This is a genomic window from Stomatobaculum sp. (genome assembly GCF_057248925.1).
The window spans coordinates 68,232-82,061 of the sequence record NZ_DBHIHF010000002.1 but is presented as its reverse complement, the minus strand read 5'-3'; the positions used below and the strand labels follow the sequence as shown (position 1 = coordinate 82,061).

10 protein-coding genes are annotated in these 13,830 nt (G+C 50.0%); 9 read left to right on the top strand and 1 reads right to left on the bottom strand.

All coding sequences use genetic code 11. The features are described 5' to 3' along the window. Window positions 1-21 precede the first annotated feature (21 nt). The 5 genes from ACO4XG_RS00925 (at window position 22) to msrB (ending at window position 4,845) form a co-directional block, all read left to right on the top strand. Window positions 22-828 (top strand): hypothetical protein, encoded by an 807-nt coding sequence (locus ACO4XG_RS00925; protein ID WP_308508843.1) that lies wholly within the window; start codon window positions 22-24, stop codon window positions 826-828. A 156-nt stretch (window positions 829-984) separates the two neighbouring features. Continuing rightward, window positions 985-2,220: an ATP-binding protein gene (locus tag ACO4XG_RS00920; protein ID WP_308508844.1), complete on the top strand. Its 1,236-nt coding sequence runs from the start codon at window positions 985-987 to the stop codon at window positions 2,218-2,220. A gap of 120 nt (window positions 2,221-2,340) precedes the next feature. Beyond that, the gene (locus tag ACO4XG_RS00915; RefSeq protein ID WP_308508845.1) at window positions 2,341-3,306 is read left to right on the top strand and encodes a hypothetical protein; all 966 of its coding nucleotides are present in this window, start codon (window positions 2,341-2,343) and stop codon (window positions 3,304-3,306) included. A gap of 121 nt (window positions 3,307-3,427) precedes the next feature. Then, window positions 3,428-3,931, top strand: a complete 504-nt coding sequence (locus tag ACO4XG_RS00910) for a rhodanese-like domain-containing protein (protein WP_308508846.1) — start codon at window positions 3,428-3,430, stop codon at window positions 3,929-3,931. Then, window positions 3,907-4,845: a peptide-methionine (R)-S-oxide reductase MsrB gene (msrB, locus tag ACO4XG_RS00905; RefSeq protein WP_485129629.1), complete on the top strand. Its 939-nt coding sequence runs from the start codon at window positions 3,907-3,909 to the stop codon at window positions 4,843-4,845. Before ACO4XG_RS00910 ends, msrB begins: the two co-directional genes overlap by 25 nt. A gap of 205 nt (window positions 4,846-5,050) precedes the next feature. Here msrB and ACO4XG_RS00900 read toward each other — a convergent pair whose 3' ends face one another. After that, window positions 5,051-6,139 (bottom strand): acyltransferase family protein, encoded by a 1,089-nt coding sequence (locus tag ACO4XG_RS00900; RefSeq protein WP_308508848.1) that lies wholly within the window; start codon window positions 6,137-6,139, stop codon window positions 5,051-5,053. 168 nt (window positions 6,140-6,307) lie between these two features. On the opposite strand from ACO4XG_RS00900, the gene ACO4XG_RS00895 reads away from it, so the two are divergent. From ACO4XG_RS00895 to casA, 4 genes are all read left to right on the top strand, one after another. Further along, complete coding sequence (locus ACO4XG_RS00895; protein WP_308508849.1) at window positions 6,308-6,850, top strand: prolyl-tRNA synthetase associated domain-containing protein; 543 nt, start codon at window positions 6,308-6,310, stop codon at window positions 6,848-6,850. A 477-nt stretch (window positions 6,851-7,327) separates the two neighbouring features. Next, the gene (locus ACO4XG_RS00890; protein ID WP_308508850.1) at window positions 7,328-8,716 is read left to right on the top strand and encodes a DUF4236 domain-containing protein; all 1,389 of its coding nucleotides are present in this window, start codon (window positions 7,328-7,330) and stop codon (window positions 8,714-8,716) included. Window positions 8,717-9,313: 597 nt separating this feature from the next. Beyond that, window positions 9,314-12,121 (top strand): CRISPR-associated helicase Cas3', encoded by a 2,808-nt coding sequence (gene cas3, locus ACO4XG_RS00885; protein ID WP_308508851.1) that lies wholly within the window; start codon window positions 9,314-9,316, stop codon window positions 12,119-12,121. Then, the gene (gene casA, locus ACO4XG_RS00880) at window positions 12,090-13,823 is read left to right on the top strand and encodes a type I-E CRISPR-associated protein Cse1/CasA (protein WP_308508852.1); all 1,734 of its coding nucleotides are present in this window, start codon (window positions 12,090-12,092) and stop codon (window positions 13,821-13,823) included. The genes cas3 and casA overlap by 32 nt, the downstream gene beginning before the upstream one ends. The last annotated feature ends 7 nt before the right edge of the window (window positions 13,824-13,830 follow it).

Sequence of the window (13,830 nt, the reverse complement as noted above, 5' to 3'; positions counted from 1 at the left end):
GCAAAATAGAGGGGAGAAGAGATGAAGACATATTTTGATGACGGCGCTACCATGGAGTTTTCCGAGAAGGGCATGCTCGGTGCGGGCCATACCCTCCGGATTGCGAAGGACGGTTTCAGCTATAAGAGCTTGAACGGCAAGGTCGATGTGGATATGAAGTTTGCGGAGATCGGTTTTCTGTTTCTGACCAACTACTGGAGCCAGAACTTCCACTACAGAGTCTTGCTTCGCGACCTGAACATGAAGAATATGAGCGTTCCGGAGCTGGATCTCGACACCAGAACCTGGAACAACGGCCACAACATTCGCGAGACCAAGCCGCTTCTCCTTGCCTTTGCCGCGAGCAAGTTGGGGGCTGAATTCCCGAACAATCTGGACAGCCTCGAGACAGAGCTCGGCGCGACGCTGGGTGAAAAAATCATCCGCCTCTCGGGCGGCGTCATCATAGGCGCAAAGCATCAGGTGAAGCTCGCGGATATCAAGAGAGTCAAGTGCGCTTGCAACGGTGCGCTCGGCACGCTCTGCGTCTACACGAAGGCGAAGGGCGGCTTCTTCGACATGCCGGATATGAAGCTCCCGCTGAGCGAAGTCACCCTGCCGCTCCTCGAGGCCGTGATGACCCGGAACACCGGCAACGGCATCGACTTTAGCCAGGGCAACGGCTTTGACCAGAAGAACTCGGAGTACATCATCATCCGCCACCTGGATTCCGGCTTCTTTGTAAGCGGAGACGGCAGCTTCCGCGAGCCGTGGCAGGAGATCGCCTACCGCCGTATCAAGGCATATAACTACGATGTCAACGAGCACTGGGGCGAGAAGATGGGCTGAGAGATACAAGGAAAATAAGTGCACAGTGATAAGGGAAAGCAGCTGCTTCGATAGAGGCAGCTGCTTTTGTATGCGAAGAGCTCTTTCTATACCGGCGGCGTTGTGCTATCCTAGAATAAATACCGAATCAAATTCGGAATATTTTAGGGGGAGCGTATGGAGTACATTCACCGGCAGATTGAAGATGTGGTGTGCAAAGCGGCGCAAAGTTTCAAGGCGGTGCTGATTACCGGTGCGAGACAGACGGGAAAATCAACGCTTTTGCGAGAGTTGTTCCCGGAGCGGAAACAGCTCTCCTTTGACGACCTCTTTCTCGAGGAGCAGGCAAAGGAAAATCCGGAGATGTTTATGATGCTGCATGAACCTCCGGTCATTATGGACGAAGTGCAGCGGGTACCGGATTTATTCCGCTACCTGAAGTTGCACTGCGATGGCAGCGAGGCAAAGGGGCAGTTTCTGCTCTCGGGCTCGCAGCCCTTCTCGCTGATGCGGCTCGCCTCCGAGTCTCTGGCCGGAAGAGTGGCGGTTCTGGAACTTTCGACCTTATCGCTCCGGGAACTGACGGGCGACAGCTTCAGCGCGCCCTTTGTGCCGGGCCTTGATTATCTGCGGGAGCGGCAAAAGACAGTCGTCAAGCCGAAGAATATCTGGGAATACATCCACCGCGGCGGGTATCCGGGCGTGCAGGGTGCGATCGTAGACTGGCAGATGTACTTCTCAAGCTATGTGAAGACCTATCTTGAGCGGGACGTGCGCGAACTCTCGGCGGTGCAGGATCTGGATGCGTTCCGAAAATTTATGATTGCCTGTGCGGCGCGAACGGGTGAGATTCTGAATTACAGCAACATCGCAGGAGAAATCGGGAAGGATGCCGATACGGTGAAGCGCTGGCTTTCAATCCTTGAGGCGTCGGGCATCATCTACCTCTTAGAGCCATACACCGCCTCGGTGTTAAAGCGCGCCATCAAGACGCCGAAGCTTTATTTCCGAGACACGGGCCTCGCTGCCTATCTGACCAGATGGCTCACGGTTGAGACACTGGCAAACGGCGCAATGAGCGGCGCTTTTTTTGAGACCTTTGTGATTTCGGAGATTTTAAAATCTTATGCAAACCGCGGTCTCGATTACCGCTACTTTGTCTCCTATTATCGCGGACGGGATTTGAAGTCTACAACTGAGTCTGAGATTGATTTTATCATCGAGGAGAACGGCATTCTGTATCCGGTGGAAATCAAACAGAGCAGCAGACCGAAGGCGGATATGACGGCGGCGTTTCAGCTGCTCGATACCATTCCGGAGAAGAAGCGCGGCATGGGCGCCGTGGTCTGCCTCTGCCCGGAGCCCGGTGTTTTGCGGGAAAATGTCCTTGCACTTCCGGTCTGGTACATTTGAATTCCGGAGTCCCGTGGACGCAAGGATGGCCTCTCTTTCAGAAAAAGAGCCTGTGTGCGCAATCCCATTGACGACGCGCTTCTGTGTGCGAAGCCGGATGTGGAATAAAGAGGAGAAGATATGAAGACATATTTTGATAACGGCGCTGCCATGGAGTTTTCGAACAAAGGCCCGCAAGGTGCCGGGTATACCGTCCGGATTGCAAAGGAAGGTTTCAGCTATAAGAGCCTAAACGGCAAGGTTAATGCGGATGTGAAGTTCGCGGAAATCGGAGCGCTGGATTTGACGGACTACTGCAGCCAAAATGCCGGCTACAAAGTTCGCCTTTGTGACCTGAACATGAGGGATATGAGCCTGCCGGAGCTGAATATCGATACCATCCCCTGTGACAATGCCCACAACATTCGCGAGTCCAAGCCACTCCTCATCGCCTTTGCCGCGAGCAAGTTGGGAGCGGAATTCCCGAATAATCTGTTCAGTCTCGAAACGGAGCTCGGCGAAACGCCGGGCGAGCAAAGAATTTGCCTCTCCTACGGTGTCATCAGAGGCGCCAAGCATCAAGTGAAGCTTGCGGATATCAAGAGAGTCAAGTGCGTGAGCAAGGGAGCACAGGGCGAACTCTGCGTTTACACGAAGGCAAAGGGCGGCTTTTTCGATATGCCGAATATGAAGCTTCCGATAAATGAGATTACCCTGCCGCTCCTCGAGGCCGCTGTGACCCGGAACACCGGCAAGGGCATCGACTTTAGCAAGGGCAGGGGCTTTGACCGGAAGGACTCGGAGTATGTTATCATCCGCTACATGGATTCCGGCTTCTTTGTAAGCAGGGACGGCAGTGCACTCGAGCCGTGGCAGGAGATCGCCTATCACCGCATCAAGGAATACAACTACGATGTCGATGAACGTTGGGGGATTGGGGATATCGCGGAACAGATCCGTAAGATACGGGAACAGTCAGATCACACACCGAAACAGACAAATGCGTCACCGGCAAGCCGGAAAGCGCAGGTGCAACAATTCGTGTATCTACTGGAACAGTTGAAGGACAAGAAACAGAAAGCAGATACAGATAGAGAGTACCTTTGAATCACAGTTCCATTTTCCGACCAAAGTGGTATACTATAAGTGAATTTCGAACCAATTTCGAAATTGATGCATCAGAGCGAAAGTTTGAGCAAGCGATACGATAAAAGGAGGAAAGAAAGCCATGAAGAGGAGACGCTACCTCCTCGCAGTTGTTGCGGCACTTGCACTGCCGCTGCTGGTATCCTGCGGGAAGAAGGCCGAGTCTGCGGAGACAAGTAAGGCAACAGAAAGTGCGGTATCGATGGCGGCTGCCGAGACAAGCAGCAGCGCTTCGATGAGCACAACAGGCGAGAGCAAGGAGGAACAGGAGGCCATGGGCTATCAGACAATCGATCAGGATACGGCGCGGGAGATGATGAAGCAGGACGACGGTCACATCATCCTCGATGTGCGCACCAAGGAGGAGTATGACAGCGGTCACATTCCGGGTGCGGTGTTATTGCCGAACGAGGAAATCAACGGAACGAGACCGGAAATGCTGAAGGATTTGGATCAGGTGCTTTTAATATACTGCCGCAGTGGACATCGGGCTGGACTTGCGGCGGAGAAATTATCAAAGCTCGGCTATCGGAAGGTCTACAACTTTGGCGGCGTCATGACATGGACGGGGGAACTGGTAAAATGACCATCTATCTCGCTGGCGGATGTTTCTGGGGCTTACAGAAGTACTTTGACCAGTTCCCGGGCGTGCGTGCGACCGAGGTAGGCTATGCAAACGGGCCGGACAGTGCTCCTACCTATCGGGATGTTTGCGACAGCAGCGGACACGCAGAGACCGTGAAGATTGAGTATGACCCGAATAAGATTTCGCTCCGTGAGCTGCTCGATAAGTACTTTTTGGTAATCGATCCGCTTTCCGTAAACAAGCAGGGAAATGACAAAGGCATTCAGTACCGCACTGGTATCTACTATGCGGATCAGAGCCAGCTTCCGGAAATTCAGGCGGTTTATGACGAGCAGGAGGCAAAGTACGGAACAAAGCTCGCGGTTGAGCTGGCACCCATCCAAAACTTCTATTCGGCGGAGGAATACCACCAGAAGTATCTCGATAAAAATCCGGATGGCTACTGCCACATTCCGCAGAAGATGTTCCATCTTGCGGAAGAGGAGAGCAAGGAGACGCTCCGCAAAAAGATTGGTGATCTCTCCTATGAGGTCACGCAGAACGCCGCGACCGAGCGCCCCTTCACCGGGGCGTACGATGACTTCTTTGAGAAGGGAATCTATGTCGATATCGTGAGCGGTGAGCCGCTGTTCAGCTCCCTCGATAAGTTTGATTCCGGCTGCGGCTGGCCTGCTTTTTCCAAGCCGATTGAAGGAAAGGAACTGAAGGAGACCACCGACCGTTCGCACGGCATGGTTCGCACGGAAGTGCGCTCCAAAGAGGGAAATTCGCACTTGGGTCATGTCTTTAACGATGGCCCCCGCGAGACAGGCGGCCTCCGCTACTGCATTAATTCCGCCTCCCTCCGCTTTATTCCCTATGATAAGCTGGAAGAAGAGGGCTACGGGGAATATAAGAAGTTATTTGAGCGTTGAGTGATAAAAAGCAAGTGTGTAAAAGCAAATAGTTGAAGTGGAAGCCCCCGCCGGGTCAAGAGACTCGGCGGGGGCTTTGCTATGAATCATGGACAGCGTCAATCGAATACGTCGAAGATACTGAGCGGAAAGAAAACAGAAGGGGTGAATGGGAAGGTCAAAACCGAAGCGGCATGGTAAGAAGTGCTGTTACCGCAGCGGAGCCTCAAAACTTGCGCCCGAAAAAGGTTGTAAAAGCCCGGACTCCTTGTCGGAACAGAATCGTGCAGAGCGCGGAGAGGATGACAATAGCGAGGCTCTCGAGGAGATTCAGATACCAGGAATTCCAAGCGCGGATGCGCGGATAGAGCGTATGGTCAAGGACAGTGTAAAGTAAAAGATGTAAGAAGAAAATGCCGAGCGTATGATGCCCGATGACGCATCCGATCCACTGTTCCGGTGCGGAGACAGCGGTCCGGCCGACAAAGAGAAGCATGAGTCCCGCGGCAATCAGCATGGTGGAAGCGTAATAGTAACCGCTCACAAGGTGCACCCCCTGCCAGGACCATAGACCGCTTTGCAGATATTTGATGAGCAGCAGTCCGGCGAGGCCGAGCACAAGGGCGACCGGTGCAAAACGCCGATAGCGGGCACATTTTCCGCGTTCCTCATAAATGCATTTTCCGAGCAAGAGGTAGAGGATATAGACCGCATAGGTCGGATGAAACGGACTCAGGGTCGTGAGCAGCATCATATCCGGGATATGCTTTCCGGATATTTTTTGCAGTAGCCGGAAGCATAAAACCAGATCAAAGGTCACACAGGAGAAAACGAAGAGCAACAGCATGAGATAGAGCAGGAGCTTTTTCTCGCGGCAGAGGTGTAATAGCGGCAGGATGAAATACAGGGCAATCAGCGCCTGAAAATACCAGAAATGCCCTGTGCTGACGCCCGGGATTTCCTGAAAGAAAAAGATGTAATTCACGAGATTCGAGAGACTGCCGTCAATCGGCACCGCGTAAAAGAAGTGCATGAAAGCCGCATAGAGCACTTTCCAACAGATCACAAGCGCGTAGAAACGGCCGATTGAGGCTAGATGTCGCCTGTAGTTTATGCTGCCTGTCCGGTTTAATTGAATGGCACCCGTGACCATGAAAAAGACGGGAACCGCGCTCGTGCAGAGCATCATAAAGGCGTTGTCAATCACACTGCCCGGATTCAGCTGCGCATTGTGGAGGAAGACGACCAAAGTTATGGACAGAGCTTTGAGTAAGTCCAGGCGGACGGCCCGCTGTCCGTTTTGTTCCGTATTCATTGTTACCCTTTCCTGTTGTAAGCTGCACTGCCGTCTCCGGCAGCCGCTTTATGTCCATACTACATGGAAAAAAGCAGAAATACCACAGACACTTTGATTTTGCGGCAGCGCGGTAAATGCGCTATCATGGTATGGATATATTATTTTGAAGAATAAGAGGAAAACGCTTTGCATGTAGAACATGGCAGACCCAAGGACTGCGCCGAGAGAACCGCGCGGGAACTTGCGGTCTATGATTTATTGGATCAACTGGACATTCCGTATGTGCGCGCGGATCACGCACCCGCCGAGACCATGGAGGTCTGTGCGGCCATAGACGAGGTGTTAAACTGCCGCATTTGTAAGAACCTGTTTCTTTGCAACCGCCAGCAGACCGCTTTTTATCTTCTGATGATGCCGGGGGACAAGCCTTTTAAGACCAAGGAACTATCCGCGCAGATCGGTTCCGCACGCCTAAGCTTTGCCCCGGCCGAAAAGATGGTCGAATATCTGGGACTCTTCCCGGGTTCGGTGAGTGTCATGGGGCTTATGAACGACAATGAGCACAAGGTGCAACTCCTCGTAGATCAGGACCTTTTTCGGGACGAGTACATTGGCTGCCATCCCTGCGTGAATACATCATCGCTCAAACTGCGGCGGACGGATATTTTGGAAACCTTTTTGACGGCGGTCAAGCACAATTACCTTTCCGTGGAATTGCATGGGGGATGAGGAGCAGGTTTCCGTAAGCGAGTGTATTCCGGCAGTATCTATGCAGGGAGGCGTGGGGTTAAACGCGAGGAAGCAGTGTGTGCGTTGCTCTTGCTTTACACGAGCGGTAAGAATATCGAAGGGTTAGATGAAACAGTTTGCTAACCTTGCGAGATGGATAGGGCAGTTGCTTTAGCAGCTGCTTTTTTCGTGGAAAAATCTTAGCGGGGTAAAGTGAGGTGATGATTGAGTCCGTTAATTGGGACAGGTGAGGTGGTAAAGTTAAAACATAGACAGAGATACGGGGATGAAAGCGTTGGGGGGGATGTTGTAAATATTAAAAAGCGGCAGAACGTAATGGAAAGTTAAGAAATAGAGGCGAAACACGGAATCTAAATCGATTAAGCAAATTCGATTTGCAGAAATCCGAGTTTAACGACACGGTAATAGGTCATTTCTTAAGCACTTGTTTTTAAGGGGATGTAAAGGGGGAGAGGTATGGGTCTTAGGTTTAGAAAGAGCATAAATTTAGGCGGCGGAGCAAAAATCAACCTCAGTAAATCCGGAGTCGGGTACAGCATCGGGACAAAGGGAGCACGAATAACAAAAAGAGCAAATGGCGGAAGTAAAACAACGCTGTCTGTTCCCGGAACCGGAATATCTTATGTGAAGGAAAGTAAAGGCAAGAGGAAAACTTCTAATACATCAGAAGGAGGAACTACGGGAGGAAGCATGGGGGATACGGGAGGAAGCATGGGGGATACAGGAGGACCTAAGAAGAGGAACACATTGCTGTGGGTGCTTGGATGGCTGAGCATTTTTCCGCTGCCATTGACAATCCTTTTACTTCGAAAAAAGGAAATGACGCCCGGTAAGAAGTACGGGTTTATAGTTGCAGCTTGGAGTGTTTATCTAATTATGGCTGCGGTTGCAAATAAAAACGATCAATCAACAAATCATAGTTCTTCACAGATTGAGCAATCAACTGTGTTCCAAGGAGAGAAGAGCAAAATCAGCGAAATCACGTTTGGCAATGGTGAAGGCATAACTGTAAAAATCGGGGAAACAGGTGTCGGTGGAAAAGTAAAGGTCACATCAAATGACTTGTTTTATGATCCAAGTGATGGCGATGTGACGTTTGTCAGTGCAAATTCGGAAGTTGTCAAAATATCGCCCTTAAGAACGTCCGGCAGTGATGTGTATTACACGCTTGAAGCGGTAAATCCCGGTGAGACCTATGTATATGCAACTTCAAAGGATGGAACAATCACTTCTGAAAAGCTAAAAGTCACTGTGCCTCAACCGATTGAAGTTGAGAAAATAGACTTGGATGGCTCCGTCGGGGAGTTAGCTCTAAGCCAGAGTATTAAGATTCCGGCAATCATTTCTCCTGAAAATGCCGATAATCAACAGGTTTCATGGGATACATCCGATGCATCCGTAGTAAGTGTAGATCAAGACGGTACCGTTACAGGAATTAAGGGAGGAACAGCTGTTATTACAGCAAAAGCCTATAACGGAATATTTTCTTCGACGGAAGTGACAGTAAATCCATCAAAGAAGCTCATGAATCTCAGGGTAAACTACACCAGAGATGATGATAACAACATAGGAGACGAATGGAGTTATACGACTGAAATTAACGGTGAAATTACGCGAGGTGAATATATTGTCTCTGCCGGAGAATCCATAAAGCTTCATGCCAAATTTGTCGAAGAAGATGATACACCGGATACAGGAGAGGTGACCAAAACCTACAAAGTTACAGAAGAAGATTTAGTGAATGGGTTCACGGTTCCTATGGAGCTTTATGTGAAGGAGAACGGAGGGCGTAATAGCGGAAAAAGAGCACACTTCAATGTTGAGTATAACTTTACGGTAAAGTAAGTAGCATCTTGTATATCGGAACATTATGGGGGATAAAGAAGTTCGGTTTTCACACCGGGAACGATGAAGTTCTTCCTTATAAGGCACTTGCCCTCGGCACGGACGCCGTCTCCGTGGGGCGCGACATACGCTAGCCGCTCCTCAAGGAAGGAACGGAGAGCGTCAAGAAAAAGAAATTGAAGATGAACGAAGAACTCGCTGAACTCATGTTGTACATGGGCGTTAAGAATACACGAGAGTTTGATCCTACGGTTTTGTACCTTTGAGTCGAGAGAGGGAGAGGCAGTTGCGGAAGCAGCTGCCTCTTTTTTTGTGGGAAGATTTCGGAAGATAGACAAAGGGGATTGAGTCCCGAAATTCGGACAGGTGCTGTGGTAAAGTAAAATTATCAAAGATGAGGGTTAGAGATTTCGGTTGGGAGCCTAAAATACCGAAATGAATAGAAGTGACATTTCCAAAATAGTAAGAGATGATGCCGCTGCGTCAAATTAGACAAAATAGATATAATAATAAAGTCGAAAATATGCAATCATGACTTGAAATTAAGATTATAAGCGGTAAACTGTAAGAGAATGTTAAGAACTCGAGGAGGAGAGCATGAATGTAAGCAAGCTGATGCGCAGTCTTGCGGCAAAAACCAATCCGAACGACAGCGCACAGTGGCTGCCGCTCTGGATGCACGCGCGGGACACAGCGGGAATCATGGAAGAACTCTGGAAACATTGGCTGCCGGCTGCCGTTCGGCGAGAAATCTGCGGCGGCAGTGAAGAAGCGCTGCAGGAAAACGAAGCGCTGTTTCAAAAGGTCTGTGTATTCCTGGGAATGGCGCACGATATCGGCAAGGCAACGGCCGTGTTTCAGGCGCGTATCTTAGAAATGTTGCCGGAGGTTCGGGAACGGCTTGCGGAAGAGGGGCTGGAAATAGCGGATATAAAAACATTTACGGATCCCTCGGCAGTCGCGCATGCGTTGGCCGGTCAGGTGATTTTACATCGGCGGGGAGTGAACGAAGGAATTTGTGAGATTGTCGGCGCACATCACGGAAAACCCCAGGAGGCGGTGAGCGAGTCTACGTTTGACGAGCATCTTGTCAATTTTAGAGGCAAGGATAGTGATGCTGAGCTGTGGGCTGACATTTGGGATGCCTTTCTGCAATACGCCGTAGAAGTAAGCGGAATTCAAGACATAACAAAGCTTCCGGAACTATCGGGACCGCAGCGCGTTTTACTCTCCGGACTTCTTGTCATGGCGGACTGGGTCGCGAGCAATCAATTCTACCACCCAACGATATCGATTGACGATTTGGGACGGGAAGACATGTATCCCAAGCGGACTCGCAGTGCTTGGAAAAAGTTAAAGCTTCCGGCTGTCTGGTCGGCCGAGCTTGGCGGAATGGACGAGACAACCTTTGCGGAAAACTTTGGCTTCCCGCCCAACGAACTGCAGAAGGCAGTGTTGGAGATATCAGATGTTGTCAATGAACCGGGTATCCTCATTGTCGAAGCGCAGATGGGCGTCGGTAAGACCGAGGCGGCACTTGCTGCTGCCGAAATATTTGCCGGAAAGTGCGGTAGCGGCGGGCTCTTTTTCGGCCTGCCGACACAGGCGACGGCAAACGGTATATTCCCGCGTATAAGGACATGGGCGGAGGAGCAGGTTGCGGTTCAGGGAGAGAGCAAGGAGAAGCTCTCGATACGCCTTGCGCACGGCAAAGCGGAGTTAAATCAGGACTATGCCGATTTGCTGGAAGCGGGAAAGGGAGAGTTCACGGGGGAAGCGTGCATCGGTGAGGATGAAGGCAAAGCGCTGGTAGTACACAGCTTTTTCCGCGGCCGCAAGCAAGTATTGCTCTCCGATTTTGTAATAGCAACAGTGGACCAGATTTTGATGGCTGCGCTGAAGCAAAAACACCTGATGCTCCGGCATCTCGGCATGGCGGGAAAAATCGTGATTATCGATGAGGTGCATGCTTACGACGCCTACATGGGCGTGTACCTGGAGCGCGCACTGTGCTGGCTCGGTGCCTATCATGTGCCGGTAATTCTTCTCTCAGCTACTCTGCCCGCGTCAAGGCGCATCGATTTTGTGGATGCCTATCTGAATACATCTAAGCGAGAAATACGTGAGCGCGAAAAGCGGTTTACGCAAGGCGAAGAAGAGGATTGGAGATATTCGCGTGCGTATCCGCTGCTCACTTGGACCGACGGAAAAGAGGTTCACCAGAAGGGGCTGCAACTACAGAGTGCATCGAGAAGTGTAGCGATTCGACATGTCAAAGAATCGGAGCGCATTCAAACGTTGCGAGATAAGCTACGGGACGGCGGCTGCGCCATCGTGATATTGAGCACCATACGCCGTGCGCAAGAGTTTGCCAAGGAAGTTAGGGAGAAAATACCGGATTCGGAGATTATTCTCCTGCACAGTGCTTTTTTGATGCCGGACCGCGCAGCACGTGAGCGCGAATTGTTGCAAAAACTGGGGAAGCACTCCGCCAAAGCGGAGCGAGATCACTTGATAGTAATCGGAACATCGGTGCTGGAACAAAGCTTGGATATCGACGGAGATGTGATGCTCACTGATCTCTGCCCCATGGACTTACTCCTGCAACGTTTGGGACGCTTACATCGCCATCCGACACACGACGCAATGCGGCCGGAACAGCTGAGGGAGGCGCAGTGCTACGTCATAGCGCCAGATGAAGATGCGCTTGAATCCGGAACGCGTGCCATTTACGGGGATTATCTCCTCATGAGAACCAAAAAGCGTTTGCCGGACAAAATCACACTGCCAACGGATATTCCGAATTTGGTTCAGGATTGTTACGGCGAATGGGAACCTCAATGGGAATCCTGTGCTGAGAAGGCAGTTTACCTAGACGCGAAAAAGGGCGAGGAGAATAAAATCGGATGTAAAAAGACGAAAGCGGATACATACTGTCTCGATAAGCCCAGAAGAAGTCTTGAGAACTGGATTAGCAATGTGGAGACCAAATTGGACGAGGAGGAAGCACAGGCGCAAGTAAGAGACTCAGAAAACAGCATCGAAGTGCTCCTATTTCTACAAAAAGGAAATGAAATCCACTATCTTCCCTGGCAACACGAAGGGCAGAGACTTCCGGTGGAACGTATTCCTTCTCCGGAAGAGAAACGAGACATGTTGCGGCAAAGTGTGAAGTTACCCGGAAAGCTCTGTCGTGCATATCAAATCAAAAAGACTCTCGATGCGCTGAAACCGATGAATGAGCTTGTGTTATCCGGTGAGTGGAAGCACGATCCGATGTTGAGAGAGGAATCATTTCTCTTGTTGAACGAACAGTTGGAAACAGAGCTTGCGGGGTTTCGCTTGTGGTACTCGGAGGAGGAAGGCCTGTTTTATGAGAAAGGAGCTGCGGATGATAAAACCTGAGTTTAACCTGCTGGATGAGCCGTGGATACGGGTTCGAACACGAGATTGTCGTGTCGAAGAGGTATCGCTCAAAGATGTCTTTGTCCATGCGCAAGAGTATGAGGATCTGGCCGGTGAAACGGCTGCGCAAGATGTGGCCATGCTGCGTCTGTTGCTTGCGGTACTGCACTGCACCTTTTCTCGGGTGGATGAGAACGGAGAAGAGAACTTACTGTTTGATTTGGAGGATGATGAGTTAGAGGATGAAGTGTTTCGGCGCTGGAAAGCACTTTATGACTTGGGACATTTTCCGGAAGAGCCGATTCAAGACTACCTAGAGCAGTGGCGGGAGCGGTTCTGGTTGTTTCATGAGGAGAGGCCGTTTTGGCAGGTGAAAGATGTCAAGGAAGTTTTACAAGCGAATGAGAAAAAACTTTATCCGTCGTGCAAATTGAACGGAGAGCTTTCTCAGAGTTCAAATAAAATTAGACTTTTTCCTGTGCGTAGCGGTGTGTCTCGGGATTCTCTAACATTTGCAGAGGCAAGCAGATGGATGGTATATCTCAACGCGTTTGATGATAGTGCCGTAAAGCCTGCTGTAAGAGGGGAAAAGACGGAGGAGCAGGATAACGATACAAAGAAAAAGAAAGGTAGTAAGGGGCCGGGACTTGCATGGCTAGGTAAAATGGGTGTTGTTTCGGCGACCGGAAGAAATCTGTTTGAGACTTTATTGTTAAACTTAACGCTATTAAAAGACGGGGATGAATTCTGGAAAGAGGAGAATAAGGCCATTTGGGAGAAAACAGATAATGAGTTGTCCAAAGAAGAACGACAACTTTATCCGCTTCCCGAGAATCAAGCAGAATTGTTGACCTGGCAATCCAGAAGACTGCTTTTAGAGCGTGGCGATAGCAGTCATATCAAAGGATATTGGGTTCTGAGCGGAGACTATTTTAATCCGGAAAATGCTTTTACAGAGCAAATGACGGTTTGGAAAATCGATTCGCAGAGTGGGAAAAAGAAGTGGATGATTCCAAAGACACATGAGCCGGATCGTCAGATGTGGAGAGAGTTTGGGAGCATATTCTGTGAGAATGAAGACGGACATATGCCGGGCCTGGTTCGTTGGAATCAGTTGCTTTACAGAAAGCTAAAAAGCACCACAGATTTAAAATGCAGATTTAAAATTGTGTCTGCGCAATACGGAGATCAAAATGCGACTGTAAAAGATACATTTTCGGATTCATTGGCGTTTTCATCCGGAATTCTATCCGGAACAGAGGAGCGTTCCCAAATAGCATGGATTCATCGAATCAAAGAAGAGATTAAGAAGTGTGAGATACTCACAGAAACATTCGGAAAGTTCTTTTATAATGTTGCGCTTTCCGGAGGATACAGTACTGACAAAGATCAGCGAAAAGCGGTTGTTGATGCGGGGCGAGAGACTTGCTACGCATCGTTAGATGTTCCTTTTAGAAGATGGTTGAATTCTATTGACTCGAATTGTCTTGGAGAGGCAATGGAAGAAAAAGTGTTGGAGTGGCAAAAGATTGCGAAGCAAATAGCGCTGGATTTGGGAAGAGAAACCATACGAGATGCCGGAATGAAAGCACTAACCGGAAAAGAACTGGATAAAAAGCATTATGCTTCGCCGATTGCATTTGAGGTCATGGTGAAAGAAATCAATAAGCTATACCCTGCTTTGCGGGGGAGAAACTCATAATTGAGGA